Raw genomic sequence first — 23,409 nt, 5'->3', positions numbered from 1 at the left:
GAGGGACTTGCGACTCGAATCAGTGTGTGCCGGGAGCGAGAGGAACGCAGCTGATTTATCCGGGCTGGACTGGAGCGCCCCGTCAGGGGCGCGGGGCTGTGTCAATTTGCGGCTCCGCCGCGCGGGCGCGACCAGCCCCCACCTGCCCGCGCTGAACGAACTACGCGGCCGTCTCCTCGCCGGCAGGCACCGGCACCTGCGGCCCGTCCGCCTCCCCAAGCCACCGCCGCAACACCCCGTGCACCGCCTCCGCCCCCACCAGCTCCTCGCCCTCCTCCACCGGCGCGGAGACGCAGACCGGCGACAACAGGAACGGCCTCCCCTGCGCGCCCCCCAGCCCCCCGTGCGACCCGATCTGCTCCTCGAACGCGAGGACGTCGCCGCCCTCCGGGTCGTACGACGAGTTCACCATGATGTCGGCGGTGTGCGGGAACGAGTGCGTTCGCCGGACGGCGTCCGCCGCGCCCGCCCCGAAGACGGCCAGCGGCCCCGGATGCGCGTCGAGCCGGTCCAGGGGAATCTCCGCGCCGTACGCCCCAAGCACCACCCCGTCGTGCTCCTCGCTGCGCACCAGCAGGAACCCGATGCCGGGGTGGTTGGCGAGGGTGGTGAGCAGGGCCGGGTACCGGGCGTCTATCTCCTCCGTGGTCATGCGGTGCGGCACGTCCGGGAAGGAGACCAGGCCGAGGTTGCCGGAGGCGAGCACGACCGGTTCCGAGTACCGGGTCGGCCGGTGCTTCTCGCCGCCTTCCTCGACCGGCCTGCGCAGGGCCGCGCGGACGGCGGCCCGGGCCTCGGCGCCGCTGTGTGTCCGCTCGGCGCGGCGCGGCACGTGCAGCCCGCAGCCGGCCCGGACCAGGTCGCCGAGGGTGAGGCCGTACCGGGAGTGGAAGGTCTCGCCGGGGCTCTGCCCGTGGTCGGAGAGGACGACGATCCGGTACTGCCGCGGCGCGTGCTCGGCGACCTTCCCGATCAGCGCGAGGGCCCGGTCCAGGCGTTGCAGCACCTTCTCGGCGTCGCGGCTGTGCGGCCCCGAGTGGTGGGCGACCTCGTCGTAGGCGACGAGGTCGGCGTAGACGGCGGTGCGGCCGGCGAGCAGGTCGCCCATGACCGCGGCGACGACGACATCGCGTTCGACGACGGTGGCGAAGGCGCGGACGAAGGGGTAGAGGCCGCCGCGTTTCACGCGGGGCCGCTGCTTGCGCATCCGGGCCGTGACCGACTGGCCGAGCTCGCGGCCGACCTCGGCGAAGAAGGAGAGCGCGGTGCGGACGGAGTTGGCCGGGTCGGAGAAGTAGGCGAAGTAGCCGGCGCGGGAACGGTTCTCCCGGCCCCGGCGCCGGGTGGCTATGGACAGCACGAGCGCCTGTTCGTCGGCGCCGCCGCTGAAGAGGTTGCCGCGGCTGGCGCCGTCCAGGGTGAGCAGTCCCCCGTCGGCGGTGCGCTCGACGGCACGGCGCTGGAGTTCGGCGGCGCTGGTCGGCCGGTTGCAGACCATCACCTCCCGGCTGTCCTTCTCGTACCAGCGGAAGGCCGGGACGTCGAAGGTGGAGCCGTGCAGGATGCCCAGCTGGCTGGCGCCGGTCTGGCTGGACCAGTCGGTGCGCCAGGCGGTGAGCCGGTGGGTGCCGTCCAGCCAGGCGGCGACCGTCGGCATCAGGCCCTTGGCGACGGCGGCGGTGAGGACGTCGTGGCCGACGCCGTCGAACTGGAGGAAGACGGTGCCGGGGGTGGCCGGGCAGGGCGGCCGGGAACTGCGGCGGCGGGTGGCGAGGCGGGAGAGCCGGCGCCGGTAGGCGTCGTCGTCACGGACGGCGAGGGCACCGCCGGTGGCGGAGGCGACGGCGGACATCACGGCGGCCACGATCACGGCGGTCTCCGGGGCGGCCTCGCTCTGTCCGGAGGGGTTGATGCGCAGGGCGACGAGGAGGAGGGAGCCGTTGAGGAAGAAGACCAGCAGGCCGAGGACGAGGGCCGGCACCAACAGCAGCAGTCGTACGAGAAGGGGCCAAACGACGGCCGACAGGACACCGAAGGCACCGGCACCGAGGGCCGCGGTCACGGCGATACGGGTGGCGCTGTCACCGTCGGCGGACTGAAGCTGGAAGTCGGGCAGGATCCCGGCGAGGACCAGCATGGTCACGGTGGACACCGCCCACACCACGACGCTCCGCCCGATCTGACTGACGAACCGCCGCCACCGCACGCCCCACCGACCTCACGTCCGCGACCCGCGTCCGCCGCGGGTCTGCTGCCGCCAACACTGTCACACGGCCGTGGACGCGAGCGGGCTCACCTCCCGTCGTACCCCGCCGTCGGCATCGACAGCCTCCGGTGCACCCGCGCCTTCATCTGGGCGTCGTAGCAGGGCTCGGCCCGCCCCACCGTCTCCACCCGCACCCCGCGTCTCGCGCACTCCGCCGTGAAGTCCTCGACCGACGACAGCGCGCTCTCCAGTACCCGTCTGCTCGGTGCCACGAAGACGTCCAGGCCGGGCCGGACACCTGCCCACAGGGCGCTGTGGTCGTGGCGCAGCCCGCGGACCAGGAGTTCCCGGGCGATGACGTACCCGTGCTCCAGTGCCCAGCGCGCGCACATCGCGTGCTGGCTGCGGGAGTCGACCAGGAAGGGGTCGATCTCCAGTTCCTCCAGGGGCGTCAGACTCGCGATGGCGGTCACCCGCACCGGCGCGAGCCCGCGGTAGGCACCCCGCACCTGTCCCATGGCGTCCCCCCTCACCTCCGGGTTTCGCCGCCGACCCTACTCCTGCACGTAGGCTTCGGGGAGTCGCGCGAAGGAGGCAAAGAGGTGCCGGTGGAGATCACCTGGTGGGGTCACGCCACCTGCACGATCGAGGATTCGGGCGTACGACTGCTGACCGATCCTCTGTTCGCGCGCAGGCTCGCGCACCTGCGCCGCCGCCGGGGCGCCCCGCCGCCGCCCGAGGCCCGTCGTGCGGACCTCGCGCTCGTCTCCCACCTGCACGCCGACCATCTGCACGTCCCCTCGCTGGCCGGGCTCGCCCCGGGCACGCGCCTGCTTGTGCCCCGGGGCGCACCACGGGCGGTGCCCACGCTCCGTCGGCTCCGGCAGCTGCGGATCACCGAGGTCGGTGTCGGGGACGAGATATCCGTCGGCCCACTCGTCGTACGAGTCGTACCCGCACGTCACGACGGGCGCCGGCTGCCGGTCGGCCCGCACCGCTCCCCCGCCCTCGGATATGTCGTCGAGGGTGCGGCACGGACGTACTTCGCCGGGGACACCGGGCTGTTCGACGAGATGGCCGAGGCGGTCGGACCGGTGGACGTGGCCCTTCTGCCGGTCGGCGGGTGGGGGCCCTACCTCGGAGAGGGGCACCTCGACGCCGGGCGGGCGGCACGGGCGCTGGCCCGGCTGGCGCCGCGCAGCGCGGTGCCGGTGCACTACGGGACGTACTGGCCGATCGGCATGGACGGAGTGCGCCCCCACGAGTTCCATGCGCCGGGCGAGGAGTTCGTGCGCCTGGCGGCGGAGTACGCGCCGCGGGTGGCGGTGCACAGGCTCGGTCACGGGGAGAGTGTGCGGCTGGAGGTCGCACGGTGAGACTGCTGGCGGTGATGGCGGCCGCCGGCGCCACGGCGGCCACCTCGTCGACCTCGTCGACCGAGTCCACCCAGCAGGCGATCGGCTATCCGACGCTGTTTCTGCTGGTGCTGGTCGGGGCGCTGGTGCCGGTGGTGCCGACGGGGGCGCTGGTGAGTTCGGCGGCGGTGGTGGCCTTTCACCAGACGGCGCCGTTCGCGCTGGCGCTGGTGCTGGTGACGGCGTCGCTGGCCGCCTTCCTGGGGGACGCGGCGCTGTACTGGCTGGGGCGGCGCGGGATGCGGTCGAAGAACGGGTCGCGGTGGCTGGCGGCGATCCGGGCGCGGGCGCCGGAGGACCGGCTGGAGCAGGCGCAGGCGAGGTTGGCCGAGCACGGGGTCGCCGTACTGGTGTTGTCACGGCTGGTGCCGGCCGGGCGTATCCCGGTGATGCTGGCCTGTCTGCTGGCCGACTGGCCGTTGCGGCGGTTCGCACGGGGGAACGCACCGGCCTGCGTGGCGTGGGCCGTGACCTATCAGTTGATCGGGATTCTGGGCGGGTCGTTGTTCCCGGAGCCGTGGGAGGGGGTTGTGCTGGCGGTCGCGCTGACCGTGGTGATCAGCGCGATGCCAAGTGTGGTGCGGCGAGTTCGGGGTGGTGCGGTGCGCGGCTGACTGCGGGTGCCACGCCCTATGAGGCGCTGAACTCCAACACCTTTGACCCCCCGACCGGCAGATCCCACAGGTTCTCCCGGTCCAGCCCCGCCTTCTTCCAGGCCGCCCGTACCCGCCGCAGCGGCTCCAGCACCGGCTCTGCCGAGAGGATGAAGGTGCCCCAGTGCATGGGGGCCATCCGCCTCGCCCCCAGGTCCTCCGTCGCCCGGACCGCCTCCTCCGGGTCGAGGTGGACATCGCTCAGCCACCACCGGGGGTCGTAGGCGCCGATGGGCATCAGGGCGAGGTCGATACCCGGGTAGCGGCCGCCGATGCGGGAGAACCAGTGGCCGTAACCCGTGTCGCCGGCGAAGTAGACGCGCTGCCCGTCGGCGGCGGTGAGGACCCAGCCGCCCCAGAGGCTGTGACAGGTGTCGGTGAGGGTGCGCTTGGACCAGTGGTGGGCGGGGACGAAGTCGAAACGGACGCCGGGCAGTTCCGCCGCCTCCCACCAGTCCAGCTCGGTGACGGTGGTGAAGCGTCGGCGCCGGAACCAGCGGCCGAGGCCGGCCGGTGCGAACACCGGGGTGTCGCGCGGGAGGCGGCGCAGGGTGGGGGCGTCCAGGTGGTCGTAGTGGTTGTGGCTGATGACGACCGCGTCGACGCGCGGCAGTGTCTCCCAGTCGACGCCGACCGGGGTGACCCGGGCCGGGGTGCCGATGATGCGGCGGGACCAGACGGGGTCGGTGAGGACGGTCAGGCCGCCGATCCGGACGACCCAACTGGCGTGCCCCGCCCAGGTGACGGCGACCGTGTCGGTGTCGACGCGGGGCAGCGGACCCGGTTCGTAGGGCAGCCGGAGGATGTCTGCGAGGCCCTCACGCCCGGGGCGGACGGAACCTTCGCGGGCGAAGCGGGCCATGGCCTTGAGGCCGGGCAGGGGTGCGGTCAGACGGTCGTGGAAGGTCCGCGGCCAGACCCGGAGTTCACCCAGCGGGCGGGGTTCGGCGAGCGGCGGGAAGGGCGGCGTGTAGGGAGTCGGGGTGGTGGGGGTGGTGGTGGCGTCCCGGGCCGTCGTGGCAGTCGGGTCGGCAGTCGTCGCAGTCGTCGTGGCGGACCCTGACTCATGCGTCTGCTGCGTCTGCTGCGTCATCGAGGAGGCTCCCATCGCTGAGCGTCGTCGCGGAGATCGTCGAGTACCGACCTCAAGGACATCAACGCGCGTTGCACGTGTGGCAGTTCCAACGGTGCGGGGGACGTGAGGCATTCCAGGCGTTCCTCGTCGGTGCCGCCCAGCAGTGGCCCGGTGGCCAGCCGGACGCGCAGCGCCTGGAGGTCGTCGCCGAAGCGGTGGCCGCCGGGCGCGGGCATGCCGAGCCGGGCGGTGAGGAAGTCCTCCAACTCCTGTGCGTCGCCGACCCCCTGGGCGCCGAGCGCGGCGCGCAGCGGTTCCAGGTCGGCATACAGATGACGGCCGGCCTGCGGGGGCCGGGCCACGCCGCCGCCGGCGACCACCGCTGCGTGCACGGCGGCGGCCACGCGCGCGTGCAGGCGTACGGCGTCCGCCCGGCGGGCGGTGACGGGCTCGGGCTCGTCGAGCGCGTGGGCGGCGGCGACCGCGACCGGTCCGGCGAGGCGGGCGCCGAGCGCGGTGAGGACGTCGAGCACGCGCGCGTGCAGGGCCGAAGCGGTGTCGCCCTCGGGGAACCGGGCGACGGCGGCGGGCCAGCCGGCCGGCAGCAGGGCGCCGGCCAGGTCGCTGACGACGGTGACCCGGTCCGGGAGCATCTCGGCGGGGCTGAGCAGCACGGTGGCGTGCGGCGCGTGCAGGGTGTCGCGCCAGGTCTCGTCGCTGACCAGGTGGAGTCCCTCGCCGGTGGCCGCCTCGACGGTCGCGTGCAGCAGCTCGGGCGGGGCGACGGTGGCGGTCGGGTCGTCGGCGACGGAGAGCACCAGCAGCCGGGGGTCACCGCCCTCGTCCCGGACCCGGCGCACGGTCTCCAGCAGCGCGTAGGGGTCGGGTACGCCCCCGGACTCGGCCGGGGTGGCCACGTGGAAGACGGGCCGGCCGAGGAGTCGGGCGTACGGCGCCCACCAGGCGGCGCAGGGGCGCGGCACCAGGACGTCGCCGCCGAGCGCGGCGGTGAGCGCCAGCAGGAGGGCGGGGGCGCCGGGGCCCGCGGTCACCCGGCCGGGCGTGGCGGGCAGCCCGCGGCGCTCCCAGTAGCCGCGGGCCGCGTCGAGCAGCGCCGGACCGCCTCCGACGGGTTCCTCCCCGCCCCGGCTCGCGGCGGCGGCCAGCGCGGCGGAGAGTTCGGGCAGGACGGGCAGCCCGTCGTCGGGCAGGTGCGGCCCGTACCGGACGGGTCCGTGGCCCCGCGCGGGCGTGTCCCGGAGCGGCCCCTGATCCTCGGGATCCGTCCGCCGCATGTCCGCCTCCGCGCAGTCCGTGGTGCCGTGTGCCGTCCGGTCCGGGCCGTGCGCTTCGTCGGGTGGTGATGCGTACGGTGCCGGGGTCGTCGCCCCTCGGGTTTCCCGGTGGCGGCCGTCTCATCCGTCCGCGCGGGACCTCCCGCCGGCCAGCCGGTACACCGCGCCGCCGCACGCGGCCGCGATCAGCATGCCGCCCGCGACCAGTGCGGGAACCGAGTCCGTGAAGGCGCCGCCTGCCCCGGCCTCCACGCCGTGCTCGACGGTCGGTGGAGCGCAGTCCGTGTCACCGCCGGAACCGGAGGAGCCGAAGGAATGAGCGGAACCGGAGGGGGCACACTCGTGTCCGCCCTCGCCGCACGACTTCTGCCCCGCGGCACAGGGCCGCTCGCCATTGCCCCCGGTCGCCGTACCGCCCCCGACGTCGCCCCGAGAACCCGTGGCATCGTCACCCCGGCCACCTGTGCCTGCGTCACCCCGAGCAGCCGTCCCGTCGTCGTCACCCCAAGCACCCGTGCCGGTGTCACCCCGCGCGCCCGTACCGGTGTCACCCCGAGCGCCCGTGCCGCCGTCGCCCCAGGGAGCCGTGCCGTCATCCCCGTGAGGCACCCCGCCGTCCCCGCCCGGGACCGCACTGTCCCCGCCCGGGACCGTGGCACCGTCGGCCGGGGGCACGGCGCTCCCCTCATTCCGGAGGGCGCTCCCCTCACTCCCCTCACTGCCTGCGACCGTCAAGGGTGTGCTCCGGGGCGGCCCCTGCACCCTGCCCTCCGCCGGGCAGGTCCCGTCGGTCGTCGCGCAGGTCACAGAGACGGTGGCGGCGGGGCCGGCCACGGCGGCCGTACCGGCGGCGCCGAACGCGGCACCTGCCAGGACGGCGACGGACAGGGCGCGAGCGGTACGGCGCATGGGGTGACTCCTCGGAACGTACGACTCCGGGGACACGCGGCTGGTGCCCCCGCAGCCATCACAGCCCGCCCCACGCCGTGCCGCGCGCGGCCGACCCCCATTCGCGGGACACGCCGGTCCTTTCGGGTGACGTCACGGGCCGGTTCCGGCGTGTCGGCCCCTTGTCACCGGGTACGCGTCCCGCACCCCCGAAGCACCTGGAGGGAGACATGCAGCGAGGCAGTGACCGGCTGAGCGTTCACCGGGACGACGAGATGAAACACGAGCTGCGCGGACTGCTCAGGTCCGGGCATCCGACGCGCACCGAGGACTGGAACGACCCCGAGCCGCCCGCCGAGGACGACCCGGAGGTGTACCGCGCCCCGATGCAGCCGTGGACCAGTGACCGGCCGTCACCGGCGACCGTACGGCTGGAGCTGGCCCGGTCCCTGACCCGGCACGACTTCCCGGCGCAGCCGAGCGAACTGGTGCGGGTGCTCCGCCGTGGCCACGCCTCCGACGCACTCGTCCAGCGGGTCTCCCGGTTGCCGCGTTCGACGCGCTATCGCAACCTGCTGGCGTTGGCGGATGCGGTGGCCGGCGGAGAGTGAGCCGGACACCGGCGATGCAGCCGAGGAAGTCGAGGCAGTCGAGAAGCAAGGAGTGAACATCATGCGTATCGCGTTTCTGACCGCGCCCGAGGGCGTCGAGCAGGTGGAACTGACCGAGCCGTGGAAGGCGGTCTCCGACGCCGGGCACGAGCCGGTGCTGGTGTCGACGAAGCCGGGGCGGGCCCAGGGCTTCGACCATCTCGACAAGGCGGACACGTTCCCCGTGGACGAGGTGGTCGGCGACGCCTCGGCGGACTCGTTCGGGGCGCTGGTGCTGCCCGGCGGGGTCGCCAATCCGGACATTCTGCGGACGGACGAGCGGGCCGTGGCGTTCGTGAAGGGCTTCTTCGAGGCGGGCCGGCCGGTCGCGGCGATCTGTCACGCGCCCTGGACGCTGATCGAGGCCGATGTCGTGCGTGGCCGGACCCTGACGTCGTGGCCGAGCCTGCGGACCGACATCCGCAACGCCGGCGGCACCTGGGTCGACGAGCAGGTCCAGGTGTGCGGGGCCGGTCCAAACACGCTGGTCACCAGCCGTAAGCCGGACGACCTCAAGGCCTTCTGCGAGGCCTTCCTCGACGCGCTCCGCGAGGCCTGAGCCCGAGAAGGGCGCCGGTCTCAGCTCGCGGGGGCGCGCGGTGTCGCCGTCTCCGCGCAGCTGCGCTCCCGGGCGCCCTCCCGGGTGCGGCCGGCGGCGACGATGCGGCGCGGGTTGCGGCGCAGGTACTCGCCCTCCAGCTGGGCCATGCGCTCGTTGTGGGCGCGCAGCGCGTCGTTGGAGGCGTACAGCAGGGTGTCGTGGCGCGTCCGGTGGATGGTCTCCAGCTCCTTCATGAGCTGCTGGTCGTCCAGCCGGCTGGGGTCGACTCCGGTCATGGTGGTACCCCGCTCGTCGTGTCCGTCCCGGCGGTCCGGATTCCTGCATCCACTGTACGAAGGTCCGGGCCGCCGGGCCTGTCTAGCGGGCCCGCTCCACCCGGCGCTCGTCCCACACCGGCTCCGGGGTCTCGCGGACCCGGCCGTCGGTGCCGAAGACCAGGTAGCGGTCGAAGGCACGGGCGAACCAGCGGTCGTGGGTAACGGCCAGCACCGTGCCGTCGAAGGCCTCCAGACCCTCCTGGAGGGCTTCGGCGGACTCCAGGTCGAGGTTGTCGGTCGGCTCGTCGAGCAGCAGCGCCGTTACACCCTGTAGCTCCAGCAAGAGGATCTGGAACCGGGCCTGCTGACCACCGGAGAGCCGCTCGAAGGTCTGTTCGGCCTGGTTCGTCAGCTCGTAACGGCGCAGCCGGGACATCGCGGCGCCCCGGTCCTGGGAGTGTTCCGTCCACAGGATGTCCAGGAGGGTACGGCCCTGGAGCTCGGGGTGGGCGTGGGTCTGGGCGAAGTGCCCGGGCACCACCCGCGCGCCCAGCTTCCACTGCCCCGTGTGCGCCACCTCCTCCCCGGCCAGCAGCCGCAGGAAGTGCGACTTGCCGGAGCCGTTGGAGCCGAGGACGGCGACCCGTTCGCCGTAGAAGACCTCCAGGTCGAAGGGTTTCATCAGGCCGGTGAGTTCGAGTCCCGCGCAGGTGACGGCACGCACGCCGGTCCGGCCGCCGCGCAGCCGCATCCTGATGTCCTGGTCGCGCGGCGGCTCCGGGGGCGGCCCGGCCTCCTCGAACTTGCGCAGCCGGGTCTGCGCGGCCGCGTACCGGGAGGCCATCTCGTGGGAGACGGCGGCGGCCTGGCGGAGGTTCAGCACCAGCTTCTTCAGCTGGGCGTGCTTCTCGTCCCAGCGGCGGCGCAGTTCCTCGAAGCGGGCGAAGCGTTCGCGCCGGGCGTCGTGGTAGGTGGCGAAGCCGCTGCCGTGCACCCAGGCGTCGGCGCCGGTCGGCGAGAGTTCCACGGAGACGATCTTCTCGGCGGCGCGGGCGAGGAGTTCCCGGTCGTGGGAGACGAACAGGACCGTCTTACGGGTCTCCCCCAGCTGCGCCTCCAGCCAGCGCTTGCCGGGGACGTCGAGGTAGTTGTCCGGCTCGTCGAGCAGCAGCACCTCGTCGGTGCCCCGGAACAGGGCCTCCAGCACCAGCCGCTTCTGCTCACCGCCGGAGAGGGTGCGCACCTGCCGCCACTGGGCCTTGTCGTACGGCACGCCGAGCGCGGCCATCGTGCACATGTCCCAGAGCGTCTCGTGTTCGTAGCCGCGCACCTCGGCCCAGTCGGCGAGTGCCTGCGCGTAGCGGAGCTGGGCGGCTTCGTCGTCGACGGTCATGATGCCGTGCTCGGCCCGGTCCACGGCCTGCGCGGCCTCCCGGATCCCGGGCGGCGCCACCGACACCAGCAGATCACGCACGGTTGTCTCGTCCCGTACGGAGCCCACGAACTGGCGCATCACGCCGAGGCCGCCGCTCACGGTCACGGTGCCGCCGTGCGGCTTCAGCTCGCCGGAGATCAGCCGCAGCAGGGTGGTCTTGCCGGCGCCGTTGGGGCCGACCAGCGCGACGGCGGCCCCCTCACCGACCCGGAACGACACATCGCCGAGCAGGGCCCTCCCGTCGGGGAGGTAGTACTCGAGATGCGCGGCTTCCAGGTGTCCCATGGTCAGGGATTCTGCGTGGCACGTCCGAGATAGGGCAAACCGTTATCGGCCAGCCACCTTCGGCCGCGGGGCCGGAGGGGGCTGGTCGCGCAGTTCCCCGCGCCCCTGAAGGGGCGCGGGGAACTGCGCGAGCAACCACGACGCACCCGCACCCGAACACGTCGGCACCCCCGTGACGCACTCACTCCGCGGCGGACTCCAGCGGCTCCCCCGCCGGCCCGCTCTCCCCCGCCGGCTCCACCACCGCACCCTCCCAGGACACCGCCTTCCAGCCGTCGGCCGGAGAGCCCTCCAGGACGACCACGCCGGTGTTGTCGAGGGGGCGGGCGGTGGCGAAGGGGACGTCGACGTTGTCGGCGCGGGCCGCCGTCCACAGGCGGATCGCGGCGCCGTGACTGATCACGGCGACCGTCCCGGCGTCGCTCGCCGCGGCCTCGGCGATCACCGCGTCGTAGCGGGCCAGGGCCTCGTCCCCGGTCTCCCCGCCGGGCATGCGCAGCCCGGTGTCGCCGGCCGCCCAGGCGAACACGGTCCGCATGTACTCCTGGCCCCGCTCGGAATGGCCGGGCAGCAGCTCCAGGTCGCCGGCCGAGACCTCGCGGATGCCGTCGCGGACCACCGGGACCAGGCCGCGGGCGGCGGCCAGCGGCGCGGCGGTGAGCTGGGTGCGGGTCAGCGTGGAGACGTAGAGCACCTCGATGTCCTCGTCGGCGAGGGCCTCGGGCAGGGCCGCCGCCTGCTGCTCGCCGAGCGCGGTCAGACCGGGGCCCGGTACGCCGGTGTCGAGAAGGAAGTCGACGTTGGTCGGGGTCTGCCCATGACGTATGAGGAGCAGGCGCATCCGGGGGGTTCCTCTCACTCGACCGCACCGCGGGCAGGCAGGAAACAGCCACTTCAGGGTAACCGGACTCGCATGAGTCCCGATGTTGACCTGACGGTCCTGAAACCCGGTCGGCACGCGCTGCGCGACCGGCTGCTCGCTCTCGACCTGAGGCTGTTCGAGGTGGCGGCCGAGCGGAACTGGCCGTTCGCCGAGCCGGTGCTGCCCCGGCTGAGCCGCAGCGCCAACCACGGCGTGCTGTGGTTCGCGGCGGCCGCCGCGGTGGCCGCGTCCCGCACCCCCCGGGCCCGCCGGGCCGCCGCCCGCGGTCTGGCCTCGCTCAGCCTGGCCTCCCTGACCATCAACACCCTCGGCAAGCGTTCGGTGCGCCGGCCCCGGCCGGTCCTGGACCCGGTGCCGGCGGTACGGCATCTGAAGCGGCAGCCGATCACCACCTCGTTCCCCTCCGGCCATGCCGCGTCGGCGGCGGCGTTCGCGGCGGGGGTCGCCCTGGAGTCCCCGGGGTGGGGCGCGGTGGTGGCACCGGTGGCGTTCTCCGTCGCGATGTCCCGGGTCTACACGGGCGTGCACTTCCCGAGCGATGTGCTCGCGGGTGCGGCCCTGGGCGTGGGCGCCGCGTTCGCGATACGCCGACTGGTGCCGACCCGGAGCCAGCTGGGCCCGTCGCCCCGACCTCGTGCCCAGGCCCCGGCGCTGCCCGACGGGGAGGGGCTGGTGGTGGTGGCCAACCAGGCCTCGGGCAGCTCCGACCGGGTCCGGGCGCTGCACGACGAGCTGCCGAAGGCCGAGCTGGTGGAGTGCGAACCGGCCGATGTACAGGCCGAGTTGGAGAAGGCGGCGCTGCGGGCGCGGGCGCTCGGGGTGTGCGGCGGCGACGGCACCGTGAACGCGGCCGCCCGGATCGCGCTGCGGCACGGCCTGCCGCTCGCGGTGCTGCCCGGTGGCACCCTCAACCACTTCGCCTACGACCTGACCGTGGAGGGCGGCCGCGGCCTGGGCCGCGCGGTGCGTGACGGCGAGGCGGTCCGGGTGGACGTCGGCCGCTTCGCCAGTGACGGCCAGGAGGGCATCTTCCTCAACACGCTGAGCCTCGGTGTGTATCCGGAGCTGGTGCGCGAGCGGGAGCGCTGGGCGCACCGCATCGGCGGCCGGCCCGCCGAGGTGCTGGCGGCACTGCGCGTGCTGCGCACGGACCAGCATCCACTGGAGGTCGAACTCGGCGGCTCGGCGCACCCGTTGTGGCTGTTGTTCGTCGGCAACTGCGTCTACCACCGGATGGGCCTGACACCGGGCCGGCGGACCGACCTGGCGGACGGCCAGCTGGACGTGCGGGTGGTGCACGGCGGCCGGCATCCCGCGCTGCGCCTGCTCACCGCCGCACTCGCGGGCCCGCTGAGCCGCTCCCCCGCACACGCGGAGGTGCGGGTGAGCCGGCTGCGTCTCACCGGCCTCAAGACCGGTACCCCGCTTGCGTACGACGGTGAAGTCACCGACGTGAAGGGCGTGGTGTCGGTGGACAAGCTGCCGGAGGCGCTGACCGTCTACCGACCGCACTGACAGAGTGTCAGTCCACATCGTAAAACACGGGTCTCATCATTCGGCATGCGGGCGTAGCGTTGCGGATACCGCGGGACGGGGTCGTCCGGCCCCGTCCGCCTGGTGTGAAGCGAAGGGGCTGAGCCATGTCGAAACCGCAGGAGACCGCCGTCTACACGCACGGGCACCACGAGTCGGTGCTGCGGTCCCACACCTGGCGCACCGCCGCCAACTCCGCGGCCTATCTCCTCGGTTCACTGAAGCCCCACATGCGGATCCTGGACATCGGCTGCGGCCCCGGCACCATCACCGCCGACCTGGCGGAACTGGTCCCCGACGGCCGGGTCACCGGCGCCGACCACGCGCCGGGCATCCTGGAGCAGGCCCGGGAGACCGCCGCCGGACGCGGGCTGACGAACGTGGACTTCACGGTCGCCGACGTGCACGCGCTGGACTACCCGGACGACACCTTCTGCGTGGTCCACGCCCACCAGGTGCTCCAGCACGTGGGTGACCCGGTGCAGGCGCTGCGCGAGATGCGCCGGGTCACCAAGCCCGGCGGTTTCATCGCCGTACGGGACTCGGACTACGCGGCGATGACCTGGTACCCGGCGGTGCCGGGCCTGGACGACTGGCTGGCGCTGTACCGGCGGGTGGCCAGGGCCAACGGGGGCGAGCCGGACGCCGGGCGGCGGCTGAAGTCGTGGGCGCTGGCCGCGGGACTGACCGACATCACCGCCACCTCCGGCACCTGGACGTACAGCACGGCCGAGGAGCGGGCGTGGTGGGGCGGGCTGTGGGCGGACCGTACGGTCGCCTCGTCGTACGCCGAGCGGGCCACGGAGGGTGGTCACGCGACCACCGCGGAACTGCGGGCGATCGCGGCGGCCTGGCGGGAATGGGCGGCATCGGACGACGGCTGGTTCGCCGTCCTGCACGGAGAAATTCTCTGCCGTAAGCAAGTCTGATCCGCGCTGTTCGGGAAACCCGGATCGCAGGAGGTCAGACTATGGTTCCCATTCTGCTGGTACTGCTTCTGGTGCTGATACTTTTCGGTGCCGGATTCGCGGTGAAACTGCTCTGGTGGATCGCGCTCGTCGTGCTCGTGCTGTGGCTTCTCGGATTCCTGGTACGCGGCACGACCGGCACCGGTGGCAGGGGCCGCTGGTACAGGTGGTAGAGCCGCCTCCGGCGGCCGGTTCACTCGCGCGGCAACAGCGGCCCCAGCGGCCCGAGGCCCGGATTCAGGCCCTCGGGCCGCTGCCCGTCGCCGTCCCGGAGTCAGGCCGCGTGCAGAGGTCCAGCAGATCGGGATGCTCCTGCAGGGCGATCTCCTCGGTGAACGAGTAGGCCGCCCACGGGCCGGCGAGTTCCACCCGTATTCCCGGCGTCTCGCCCTTCGTACGGTCCACCAGTTCCACGAATTCCTCGCAATTCGCGCGCGCCACCAGATAGGCGGCGCAGAACAGATTCCGTTCCGGCGCTCCGGTACGCGACGCTTTCGGTGGCGGGTGCATCCGGGAATCCTCGGCGTACCGGGAAAGCCGCTCGTGCAGGGTGCGGGCGAATTCCCCGGCGCGCGCCGGCTCCTTCTCGGACGGGTCGGCGTACAGCATGACGCCCCACTCGACCCGGCCGTCGAGCCGGTCGAGGGTGTGCAGGAAGTCGGCCTCGCGGGCCTCCATCATGGTCCGTACGCCGCTGTCGTCCCGGAAGACCGTGGCCACCCCCAGCGGCAGCGGGGTGGTGACCGTGGTGAGCGCGTCGACCACGCCCTGATGGGCGCGGGCGGTCGCGGCCAGCCAGTCCGGGTCCGCCAGATGTTCCCGCAGGGGCGCCGCCGCGAAGTCACCCTCCGGGACCGTGCTGACGACGGCGACCAGCCCGTGGTGCCTGAGCAGCCCGGGCGGGACACCGGCCACGCCGGTGAGCTGGGCCTGCAGGGCCGCCTCGAAGGGGCGGCAGACTGCGTACACATACCGGAGTCCGGCCTGTCCGCTCATGGGTCCTCCTCCTGCCACGGTCCGCGTCGTCCGGCCGCCAGGGCCACCACCGGCTCCGCGCCCGGTCGCCGCTCATCGCACGACCACCTCGTCACCGTCGCCGCCGCTCATCGCACGATCGCTTCCTCGACCAGCAGGCGGCCGGCCGCCGCGATCGCCTCGGCGTCGATGCCCGCCGCGTGCAGCTGCTGGTCGGGCGCGGCCGAGCCCGGCATGGTCCGTACGGCGAGCCGCACCAGGCGCGGTACCGGCCGGCCGTCGGCGAACGCCTCGGCGACCGCGTCGCCGAGCCCGCCCTCCTCGTGATGGTCCTCGACGGTGACCAGGCAGCCGGTCTCCTCGGCGGCCCGGCGCAGGGTCACCTGGTCGACGGGCTTGACGGAGTACAGGTCGACCACCCGGATCCGGATGCCGTCCTCGGCGAGCGCGTCGGCGGCCTTCAGCGCCTCGTGCAGGGTGACGCCGGCGGCGACCACGGTCAGCCGGTCCGCGTCGGAGGAGCGCAGCACCTTGCTGCCGCCCACCGGGAACTCCTCGTCCGGCCCGTAGATCACCGGGCTCGCACCGCGCGAGGTGCGCAGATAGCGGATGCCGTCCAGCCCGGCCATGGCCGCGACGAGCTTGGCGGTCTGGTTGGCGTCGCAGGGGTACAGCACGGTCGAGCCGTACAGGGAGCGGAACATCGCCAGGTCCTCCAGGCCCATCTGGGAGGGCCCGTCCTGCCCGATCGCGACACCGGCGTGCGAGCCGACCAGGTTGATCCCGCTGCCGCTGATCGAGGCCATGCGGACGAAGTCGTGGGCCCGGCTGAGGAAGGCGGCGAAGGTGACGGCGTACGGCACCCAGCCGCGCGTGGCCATCCCGACTGCACCCGCGACGAGTTGCTGTTCCGCGATGTAGAACTCGAAGTAGCGGTCGGGGTGTTCCTTGCCGAAGAGCTCGGTACGGGTGGAGTCGCCGACCTCGCCGTCCAGCGCGACGATGTCGGCGCGGGCGGTGCCGAGCGCGACCAGCGCCTTGCCGAAGGCGTCACGGGTGGGGACCTCGTCCCCCTTGTCGTAGCGCGGGAGTTCGAGCGCGCCGGTGGGCACGGAGTGCAGGGCACGGGCCGCCGGAGGCTCCTTCACATGGACGCGGACGTCCCGGACGCCGCCCAGTTCGGCGACGGCCTCCTCGGGGTCCGGCAGCGGCTTGCCGTGCATGCCCTCGCGGTCCTCGACGGCGGCGACGCCCCGGCCCTTGCGGGTGCGGGCGAGGATCACGGTGGGCTGTCCGGCGGTGGCCGCGGCCTCGGCGCAGGCGCGGTCGACGGCGTCCACGTCATGGCCGTCGATCTGTACGGTGTGCCAGCCGAACGCCTGGAAGCGGCGGGCGTAGGCGTCCAGGTCGTGGCCGTGCCGGGTGGGGCCGCGCTGGCCGAGCCGGTTGACGTCGACGATCGCGGTGAGGTTGTCGAGATGCTCGTACCCGGCGTGTTCGGCGGCTTCCCACACGGATCCCTCGGCCAGCTCGCTGTCCCCGCACAGCACCCAGGTCCGGTACCGGCCGTGCTCCAGCCGCTTCCCGGACAGCGCGATGCCGACGCCGACCGGCAGACCCTGGCCGAGGGAGCCGGTGGCGGTCTCCACCCAGGGCAGCCGACGCGGGGTGGGGTGCCCCTCCAGATGAGAGCCGAGCTTGCGGAAGGTGAGCAGTTCGGCGTCGTCGATGGCGCCGGCCGCCTTGTAGGCGGCGTACAGCAGGGGCGAGGCGTGGCCCTTGGAGAGGATGAGACGGTCGTTGCCGGGGTGGGCGGGCCGGTCGAAGTCGTAGCGCAGATGGCGGGCGAGCAGGACGGCCATCAGATCGGCGGCGGACATCGACGAGGTCGGATGCCCGGACTCGGCCGCGGCCGCCGCCCGCACGCTGTCCACGCGCAACTGCTGGGCGAGTTCGACGAGTTCGGCGGTGTTCATGAGACTCCTTCGGAGGGAGTGTCCGTAGCGGTTCCGGAGGCCTTCAAGCAGCTGCCTGCGAGTCCGTGCCCAGCGGCCCCGGCCAGGACGGTACGAGGCTCGACGAGGGCGGACACGGAAAGTGGTCGGTGGGGGGCGGGCGGAGTGACGGCGGCACGGTGCCGGGCCGGCCGCGCGAGGACGGGGGCGGCGCGGCACCCGGCGAAACCGGCGCCGACGGTCACGGTCCGGGGTCGACGGCTCACGGTGCGCCTCCGGGCATGCGTCTGGGTTCCGAGGCTTCCCACGTAACCGTAGGCGGGTCGGCCAAACGCCGCCCGCCGAAGACGTCTCCGCCCGGGGTGCGCGGAACCGCGCGACCGGCCGCACCCGCACGGGCGGCCGACGGCACGGCCGGTGTCCGCCTCACGATCGAGGGTGCGGCGCCTCCTGGCCGGATTCGGGCGTCAGGGGCGTGACCGGAGTGACGGGCGGGACCGGCGGCCTGGAAGGCATCGGCGGATACGCGAGTTCCGGCCCGCCGGGCGGCCCTGCGGGCGCAGGCCCGCCGATGGCCGGGTGGGGAGCGTGCGGCCTGCTGGGCCGGCCGGCCTCCCGCAGCAGACCGGCGACCGCGCCCAGGATCACCGCGGTGACCAGCGCCGCGGCCCACCCCGGCAGCACGATCGCCAGCGCCAGGCCCACGGCCGCCGCCACCGCCGCCCCGGCGTAACAGGCGACCGCACCGGAGGCGCCGTACAGCAGGGCGGCCCGTCGCCGTTTCCGGCCCTGCTCGCGCAGCTCATCCCGTACGGTCTCGCGGGCGACCTGCGCCAGTTCGTCGACGAGGTCCTTGTCCAGATGTTCGAGATGATCCAGATGTGCCATGCGGGCCGGGTACCCGGACGCGAAAAGCCGTAACAGGAGATCACCGGAGGTGGCCTCTTCCCGTCCGCTGCCAACTAGGCTCGTCGCATGGAGATTCTGGGCGCCTCCCTGCGCATCTGCGTCGACGACCTCGAAACCGCGATACCGTTCTACGAACGCCTCTCCGGCGGCAGAGCCCTCCGCTTCGAACGCGGGGGCGTCCAGGTCGCCGCGGTCGGCTCCTTCCTCCTGATGAGCGGCCCGGAGGCGGAGCTGGAGGTGCTGCGCAAGGTGACCGCGACGATCGCGGTGCAGGACGTCGACGCGGCCCACCGGTTGCTGGACGACCTCGGCGCCCACATCCTCGCGGGGCCGGTGCCCACCCCCGCCGGCCGCAACCTGCTCGCGATGCACCCGGACGGCTCGGTGTTCGAGTACGTCGATCAGCACCCGGCCTGATCAGGGGTTCCGCGGCCGCATCCGGAAGTCGTACCGACCAGGCAGCGGCTCGTCACCGAGCCGCTCCCACAACCTGCCGACGGCATCGTCCCCTTCCCGCAGGTCCGCGACCTCGAACCCGTCCTCGAACACGGCCCGGGCCGCTTCCCGGCGCCCCTCGGCGAGCAGCAGCTCGGCCGCCAGGAGCCGGAACCGGCCGCGTTCCCGGGTGGCCGGCGGCAGCGCCTCCCAGACAGTACGGGCGTCCGCGACCCGCCGTACCCGCAGCAGCGCTTCGAGGGCCTCACGGCCCAGCGCGGCGGCGGCCGCCGTCCAGGCCTCGCCGTCGTCGGTGGGGGTACCTCCCACGCCGTTCAGGCAGTGGGGGAGCTCGCGGCACAGGTCGTCGAAGGCGTCGGCGTACCTCTCGGCGGCCCGCTCGTGATGCCCGTACTCCTGGTCGGCGACGGCGAGACAGCGCAGCAGCGGCCACAGGGACGGCGCGAGCGGGAGGGCCCGCTCCCAGCTGCGGGCGGCCTGGGCGCGGTCGCCGGCGTGCCACTGGGCGACGCCGAGGTGGTACTCGGTGTGCGGGGTCACGGGGGCCGTCTCCAGCATGTCCCGCCAGACCGGCGCGACCAGGGTGGGTCCCGGCGGCCGGACCCGGCGGGGTTCGGGCAGCGTGCCGGTGTGCAGCAGTTCCACCCAGGGCGCCTGCTCCTCGCCCAGCGTCGACTCGGCGAACGGCGTGCCGGGCAGCTTCCAGTCCGTGCGCAGGACTTCGAGGGCGCCCCAGCCGGAGCCGGTGGCGAGGATCTCGCCGGGCGCGGTGTCGGCGCAGGGCTGCCAGGCCGCGTACGCGGCGTCGACCGCGGTGCGGGGCAGAGCCTCCTCCAGCCGCTCCGCCACCGCCGCGGGCTCCGGCTCCGGTTCCGGCGAGGCGGACAGCGGCCCGTACGCCTCCAGCCAGGAGACCTCGCTCTCCGGCTCCAGCCGGACGTGCTCCAGCTGGGTGCGGGCGAGCCCGGCCTGGATCTCGCGGTAGCCGCCGGTGCCGGGTCCGCCGAGCCATTCCTGCCAGCGCCGGCCACCGGGACCCGAGCCCCACACGAACAGCTTCCGGCCGCGCAGTTCGTCGGTCGAGGTCTGCACCAGCCCGTGCCCGTCCGCGTCCAGCGCGGCGATCCAGCGGCGCCGGCCGTCCGGTATGTCGTAGAAGTAGTCGGTGGCGTAGGGGTGTTGGGTGTCGTACGACGGGACGGGCGTCCGGCGCAGCCGGCGTTCGGGCCCAACGGACGCCGCGGAGCGGCTCGTAGCCGAGCTGCCGGGCCGTGTCGGCGGGGAATTCGTCCCGTTCGCGCTCGTCGACGCGGTGGAGCTCGTCGAGGGGGCGGAGCTGGGGCAGCGGGTTGTCCGGGCCCAACTCCGCCGCGGGCAGGGTCAGTACCTCACGTCGGATCCTCGTCACGATCGCCATGGAACCCGGCGCGGGACGAGCTGACCAGGGGAGCTGCCGGTCAGGATTCCGCAAAGGCCGGACAGTGCCGGAATCAGCGCATCTCCGCCGTGATCGCCCACCGCTCGTGGTCCCGCCAGGCCCCGTCGATGTAGATCATGTTCGGCGAGAAGCCCTCCAGGCGGAACCCGGCGCCGCGCGCGAGCGCGATGGACGCGGCGTTGCCGGGCTGGGCGTTGATCTCCAGCCGGTGCAGCCGCATCGGCCCGAAGGCGTAATCCACGACCAGCCCCATCGCCTCCCGCATCAGCCCGCGCCCGGCGGCGTGCGCGAACACCCCGTAACCGAGGGCACCGCACTGGAAGCCGCCCTCGACGATGTTGTTGATGTTGATGAACCCGGCGATCGCCCCGCCGTGCTCTCCGCCGTCCTTCTCGCACACCAGGAACCCGGCCTTGGTGCGGTCCTCGATCAGCCGGCCCGCGTAGCCGGCGTAGGCCGCGTCCGTGGTGGGCGGGAACAGCCAGGGCTGGTGGAGGTCCTTGCTCTCCCGGGCCCGGGCGATGAACTCGGCGCCGTCCTCGTAGCCGAAGTGGCGGATGCCCACGCGAGGGCCCTCGGCGAGATAGCGGGAAGCGATGTGCGGCATTCGGCCACCCTACGCAAAGCCGGCCACGGCGTTGCACGAAATCGGCCCCGCGCCCCGCGCCCCCGCCCCGCGCCCCGCCCCGCACGGCGAGCGCGGCCGGCCGTGCGGCCTCAGCGCAGCGCCGGTTCCCGCAGCGTGAGCGTGCCCGCGTCGGCGTCCAGCTCCGCCGCGACGCCGAGCGGGATGGTCAGGGCCGACTCGCAGTGCCCGAAGCCGAACTCCTCCACCACCGGTACCCCGAGCCCGCCGAGCCGGTCGGCGAGCACAGCCCGCACGCCGTCGTACGGCCCGCACCGGTCCCAGGACCCGAGCAGGATCCCGGCGACGCCGTCGAGCCGGCCGGAGCGCAGCAGTTGCGTGATGCTCCGGTCGAGGCTGTACGGCTGCTCGCCCACGTCTTCAAGGAGGAGCAGCCCGCCGCGCGCGCCGGGGTGGGTGTGCGGGGTGCCGATGCCGGTCGCGAGCAGGCGCAGGCAGCCGCCGACCGTGACGCCCCGGGCCCGGCCGGGCACCAGCGCGCCGCCCCGGCCGGTGATCGTGCGGACCGTCTCCGGGGCGAACAGGGTGGCCCGCAGGTGCTCCTGCGCCTCGGTGCTCTTGACGAAGTCGGCACCCGCGGCCACCGGCCCGTACAGGGTGGCGAGACCGAGCCGGGTCGCGAACGCGTCGTGCAGTACGGTCCCGTCGCTGAAGCCGACGAAGGCCTTCGGCCCGGCGGCCCGCATCGCCTCCCAGTCGAGCAGGTCGACCAGGCGCTGGGCGCCGTAGCCGCCGCGCGCGCAGAGCACGGCGGACACGGACGGGTCGCACCAGGCCCGCTGGAGGTCGGCGGCCCGGTCGGCGTCGGAGCCCGCGAGGTAGCCCAGGTTCCCGTCCTTGGCGAGCACATGAGGTGCCGGCACGGGGTCGAGATCCCAGCCGCGCAGGATGTCGAGGCCTGCCTGGAGCCGCTCCTCCACCACCGGACCGCTCGGCGCCACCACAGCGACCCGATCTCCGGGGGCGAGCCTCGACGGCCGTACCAGCTCTGTCACTTCACCAGCTCCAACTCGGGGATGCCGGGCACGTTCAGCCCGAACACCTGTGCGTACAGGGCGAGTTCGGCCTCCAGGGCGCGAACCATGGTATCGGCGCGGCGGAAGCCGTGGCCCTCGCCCGCGAAGGTGAGGTAGGCGTGCGGCACGCGCCGTCCGTCGAGGCTGGCGAGGAAGCGTTCGCACTGCGCGGGCGGGCAGATCACGTCGTCCAGGCCCTGGAGCAGCAGGAAGGGCGCGGCGAGCCGGTCGGCGTGCGTGCTGGGCGAGCGTTCCACGTATCGCTCGGGGACCTCGGCCAGCGGTCCGATCAGCGACTCCAGGTACTGGGACTCGAAGTCGTGGGTCTCCCCCGTGCCCCAGCTGGTGAGGTCGAGGACGGGGTAGGAGATGGTGCCGCAGGCGTAGACGTCGGTTCCGGTCAGCGAGGCGGCGGCGGTCCAGCCGCCGGCGCTGCCGCCCCGGATCGCCAGCCGCTTGCGGTCGGCGGTGCCCTCCTCGGCGAGGGCGAGGGCGACGGCCGCGCAGTCCTCGACGTCGACCACGCCCCACTGCTCGCGCAGCCGGTTGCGGTACTCCCGCCCGTACCCGGTGGAGCCGCCGTAGTTGACCTCGGCGACCCCGATGCCCCGGGAGGTGAAGTAGCCGATCGCCAGGTCGAGGACGAGGGGCGACCGGCTGGTGGGGCCGCCGTGTGCCCACACGACGTACGGCGGCAGCTCGCCGTCGGGGGCGGTGTGGCCGGGGTGGTGGGGCGGGTAGATGTGGGCGTGCACGTCGCGGCCGTCCGGGCCGGTGAAGGTGCGGACCCGCGGTTCGGGGTAGTAGGCGGGGTCGACCGGGTCGTGGTGGGGGGTGCCGACGACCCGGGCGCGGCCGCTCGCGGTGTCGAGTTCGATCACCTCACCCGCGGTGCGCGGGCCGGCACCGACCGCGACGACGCGGGTGCCGTGCGCCGCGAGGGTGGGGGCGAACTCGGTCCAGTGTCCGGCGGCGTCGACGAGTTCACCGGACTCCGGGTCGAGTATCCCGAGAGCGGTCGCCCCGCGGCCGTGGACGACGGCGATCAGCCCGTTGTCCAGCGGTGCGAACCAGCGCTGGCCGAGCCTCCAGAGCGGCCCGGCGAACTCCTCCTCGCGCGGGCACAGGGGGGTGCCGTCGCGGTAGAGGTTCCACCAGCCACTGCGGTCGCTCGCGTACAGCAGGCGGTCGTCCGTCGACCATTCGACCTGGGCGATGGACTCCTCGGGCCCGCCCGCGACCGTGCGGACCTCGTGCAGCACACCGTCGTCGCCGACCTCGCCGACCAGCAGCTCCGTGCCGTCCCAGGGCATCCGCGGATGGTCCCAGGCCAGCCAGGCGGCCCGCCGCCCGTCGGGCGAGAGACGCGGCCCGGTCACGAACCGGTGCCGTTCGGCGGTGAGTTCGCGTACGGCGGCCCGGTCCTCGGCGGCCGAGCCGTCCAGCGGTACGGCGGCGAGCACCCGCCGGACATCGCCGGGGCCGTCCCCGGTGAACTCCTCAAGAACGCACCACACTTCGCCACGGTCGAGCAGCAACCGCGGTTCGGCCCAGCGGAGTCCGGGCGGGGTCAGCGGGCGGGGCTCGGTGCCCGGCTCGTACCGGTACAGCCGCTGGTCGTCGAAGTGGACGAAGACCAGCAGTGGTTCGCCACCGGCGGGCACCGCACCGGCCCAGGGCTGTCCGCCGTACTCGATGACCCGGCTGCGGACGTTCCACGGCGCGGGCAGCACGGACTCCCGGGTGCCGCCCCGCACCAGGGTCCGGCGCCCGCCCTCCCGTGGGCGGGGTTCGGTCCACCATGTCTCGTCGCCGACGAAGCCCACCCATTCGGGGCTGCCGTCGTGCGCGGCGGCCAGGGCCGCGTCGATGGGCGAGGGCCAGGAGCCGTACGGCTTCGTCTCCACGA

The 23,409-nt window shown here is 73.7% G+C and carries 22 protein-coding genes and 1 pseudogene; 8 read left to right on the top strand and 15 right to left on the bottom strand.

The genetic code is table 11. The annotated features are described in order from the left end of the window. Nucleotides 1–160: 160 nt before the first annotated feature. A complete protein-coding gene (locus ACGFZQ_RS10430) occupies nt 161–2,161 on the bottom strand; it encodes an alkaline phosphatase family protein (RefSeq protein ID WP_393840370.1) in 2,001 nt (666 codons plus the stop codon). Between the two features lie 131 nt (nt 2,162–2,292). Further along, entirely contained in the window at nt 2,293–2,724 is a 432-nt protein-coding gene (locus ACGFZQ_RS10425) for a hypothetical protein (RefSeq protein ID WP_351730337.1), read from the bottom strand. 84 nt (nt 2,725–2,808) lie between these two features. Between ACGFZQ_RS10425 and ACGFZQ_RS10420 the strand changes: the two genes are divergently transcribed. Together ACGFZQ_RS10420 and ACGFZQ_RS10415 are read left to right on the top strand one after the other, a co-directional pair. Next, a complete protein-coding gene (locus ACGFZQ_RS10420; RefSeq protein WP_393839971.1) occupies nt 2,809–3,582 on the top strand; it encodes an MBL fold metallo-hydrolase in 774 nt (257 codons plus the stop codon). A gap of 14 nt (nt 3,583–3,596) precedes the next feature. Further along, nucleotides 3,597–4,235: a VTT domain-containing protein gene (locus ACGFZQ_RS10415; protein ID WP_351730955.1), complete on the top strand. Its 639-nt coding sequence runs from the start codon at nt 3,597–3,599 to the stop codon at nt 4,233–4,235. A gap of 16 nt (nt 4,236–4,251) precedes the next feature. On the opposite strand, the gene ACGFZQ_RS10410 is transcribed toward ACGFZQ_RS10415, so the two are convergent. The 3 genes from ACGFZQ_RS10410 to ACGFZQ_RS10400 all read right to left on the bottom strand — a co-directional run bounded on the left by ACGFZQ_RS10410 (nt 4,252) and on the right by ACGFZQ_RS10400 (nt 6,896). Continuing rightward, nucleotides 4,252–5,367, bottom strand: a complete 1,116-nt coding sequence (locus ACGFZQ_RS10410) for an MBL fold metallo-hydrolase (protein WP_393839970.1) — start codon at nt 5,365–5,367, stop codon at nt 4,252–4,254. Continuing rightward, the gene (locus ACGFZQ_RS10405) at nt 5,364–6,644 is read right to left on the bottom strand and encodes an aminotransferase class I/II-fold pyridoxal phosphate-dependent enzyme (protein WP_393839969.1); all 1,281 of its coding nucleotides are present in this window, start codon (nt 6,642–6,644) and stop codon (nt 5,364–5,366) included. Before ACGFZQ_RS10405 ends, ACGFZQ_RS10410 begins: the two co-directional genes overlap by 4 nt. A gap of 120 nt (nt 6,645–6,764) precedes the next feature. Further along, nucleotides 6,765–6,896 carry a hypothetical protein gene (locus ACGFZQ_RS10400; protein WP_351730327.1) on the bottom strand — a complete coding sequence of 44 codons (132 nt, stop codon included), beginning with the start codon at nt 6,894–6,896 and terminating at the stop codon, nt 6,765–6,767. A gap of 866 nt (nt 6,897–7,762) precedes the next feature. Between ACGFZQ_RS10400 and ACGFZQ_RS10395 the strand changes: the two genes are divergently transcribed. Both ACGFZQ_RS10395 and ACGFZQ_RS10390 read left to right on the top strand, forming a co-directional pair. After that, nucleotides 7,763–8,143: a DUF2795 domain-containing protein gene (locus ACGFZQ_RS10395; RefSeq protein WP_351730324.1), complete on the top strand. Its 381-nt coding sequence runs from the start codon at nt 7,763–7,765 to the stop codon at nt 8,141–8,143. A 61-nt stretch (nt 8,144–8,204) separates the two neighbouring features. Next, the gene (locus ACGFZQ_RS10390; RefSeq protein ID WP_351730322.1) at nt 8,205–8,741 is read left to right on the top strand and encodes a type 1 glutamine amidotransferase domain-containing protein; all 537 of its coding nucleotides are present in this window, start codon (nt 8,205–8,207) and stop codon (nt 8,739–8,741) included. A 20-nt stretch (nt 8,742–8,761) separates the two neighbouring features. On the opposite strand, the gene ACGFZQ_RS10385 is transcribed toward ACGFZQ_RS10390, so the two are convergent. From ACGFZQ_RS10385 to ACGFZQ_RS10375, 3 genes are all read right to left on the bottom strand, one after another. Then, complete coding sequence (locus ACGFZQ_RS10385; RefSeq protein ID WP_351730319.1) at nt 8,762–9,019, bottom strand: DUF6158 family protein; 258 nt, start codon at nt 9,017–9,019, stop codon at nt 8,762–8,764. A gap of 82 nt (nt 9,020–9,101) precedes the next feature. Continuing rightward, on the bottom strand, nt 9,102–10,721 hold the full coding sequence (locus ACGFZQ_RS10380) for an ABC-F family ATP-binding cassette domain-containing protein (protein ID WP_393839968.1): 1,620 nt from the start codon (nt 10,719–10,721) through the stop codon (nt 9,102–9,104). A gap of 181 nt (nt 10,722–10,902) precedes the next feature. Continuing rightward, a complete protein-coding gene (locus tag ACGFZQ_RS10375; protein ID WP_393839967.1) occupies nt 10,903–11,562 on the bottom strand; it encodes a histidine phosphatase family protein in 660 nt (219 codons plus the stop codon). 72 nt (nt 11,563–11,634) lie between these two features. On the opposite strand from ACGFZQ_RS10375, the gene ACGFZQ_RS10370 reads away from it, so the two are divergent. From ACGFZQ_RS10370 to ACGFZQ_RS10360, 3 genes are all read left to right on the top strand, one after another. Beyond that, nucleotides 11,635–13,119: a bifunctional phosphatase PAP2/diacylglycerol kinase family protein gene (locus ACGFZQ_RS10370; protein ID WP_393839966.1), complete on the top strand. Its 1,485-nt coding sequence runs from the start codon at nt 11,635–11,637 to the stop codon at nt 13,117–13,119. Between the two features lie 125 nt (nt 13,120–13,244). Next, on the top strand, nt 13,245–14,066 hold the full coding sequence (locus tag ACGFZQ_RS10365) for a methyltransferase domain-containing protein (RefSeq protein ID WP_351730307.1): 822 nt from the start codon (nt 13,245–13,247) through the stop codon (nt 14,064–14,066). Between the two features lie 41 nt (nt 14,067–14,107). After that, nucleotides 14,108–14,278, top strand: coding sequence for a hydrophobic protein (locus ACGFZQ_RS10360; protein WP_351730305.1), 171 nt, complete (start codon nt 14,108–14,110; stop codon nt 14,276–14,278). Between the two features lie 64 nt (nt 14,279–14,342). Here ACGFZQ_RS10360 and ACGFZQ_RS10355 read toward each other — a convergent pair whose 3' ends face one another. From ACGFZQ_RS10355 to ACGFZQ_RS10345, 3 genes are all read right to left on the bottom strand, one after another. Continuing rightward, a complete protein-coding gene (locus ACGFZQ_RS10355) occupies nt 14,343–15,101 on the bottom strand; it encodes a GvpL/GvpF family gas vesicle protein (RefSeq protein WP_393839965.1) in 759 nt (252 codons plus the stop codon). A gap of 107 nt (nt 15,102–15,208) precedes the next feature. Further along, on the bottom strand, nt 15,209–17,056 hold the full coding sequence (locus ACGFZQ_RS10350; RefSeq protein WP_393839964.1) for a transketolase: 1,848 nt from the start codon (nt 17,054–17,056) through the stop codon (nt 15,209–15,211). 405 nt (nt 17,057–17,461) lie between these two features. Next, the gene (locus ACGFZQ_RS10345) at nt 17,462–17,923 is read right to left on the bottom strand and encodes a phage holin family protein (RefSeq protein WP_393839963.1); all 462 of its coding nucleotides are present in this window, start codon (nt 17,921–17,923) and stop codon (nt 17,462–17,464) included. A gap of 87 nt (nt 17,924–18,010) precedes the next feature. Here ACGFZQ_RS10345 and ACGFZQ_RS10340 point away from each other — a divergent pair, with 87 nt between their 5' ends. Then, nucleotides 18,011–18,361, top strand: a complete 351-nt coding sequence (locus ACGFZQ_RS10340) for a VOC family protein (protein ID WP_351730296.1) — start codon at nt 18,011–18,013, stop codon at nt 18,359–18,361. Here the strand turns inward: ACGFZQ_RS10340 and ACGFZQ_RS10335 are convergent. From ACGFZQ_RS10335 to ACGFZQ_RS10320, 4 genes and pseudogenes are all read right to left on the bottom strand, one after another. Beyond that, nucleotides 18,362–19,817 (bottom strand): annotated as a pseudogene (locus tag ACGFZQ_RS10335) (hypothetical protein). A gap of 73 nt (nt 19,818–19,890) precedes the next feature. After that, nucleotides 19,891–20,445, bottom strand: coding sequence for a GNAT family N-acetyltransferase (locus tag ACGFZQ_RS10330; protein ID WP_393839962.1), 555 nt, complete (start codon nt 20,443–20,445; stop codon nt 19,891–19,893). A gap of 110 nt (nt 20,446–20,555) precedes the next feature. Next, the gene (locus ACGFZQ_RS10325) at nt 20,556–21,479 is read right to left on the bottom strand and encodes an LD-carboxypeptidase (protein WP_393839961.1); all 924 of its coding nucleotides are present in this window, start codon (nt 21,477–21,479) and stop codon (nt 20,556–20,558) included. Next, nucleotides 21,476–23,407, bottom strand: coding sequence for an LpqB family beta-propeller domain-containing protein (locus tag ACGFZQ_RS10320; protein WP_393839960.1), 1,932 nt, complete (start codon nt 23,405–23,407; stop codon nt 21,476–21,478). The genes ACGFZQ_RS10325 and ACGFZQ_RS10320 overlap by 4 nt, the downstream gene beginning before the upstream one ends. Nucleotides 23,408–23,409: the final 2 nt, after the last annotated feature.

This window comes from Streptomyces sp. NPDC048254 (assembly GCF_043201895.1).
In the GTDB taxonomy this organism is placed as follows: domain Bacteria; phylum Actinomycetota; class Actinomycetes; order Streptomycetales; family Streptomycetaceae; genus Streptomyces.
This window is presented reverse-complemented; position numbering and strand designations above follow the sequence as displayed.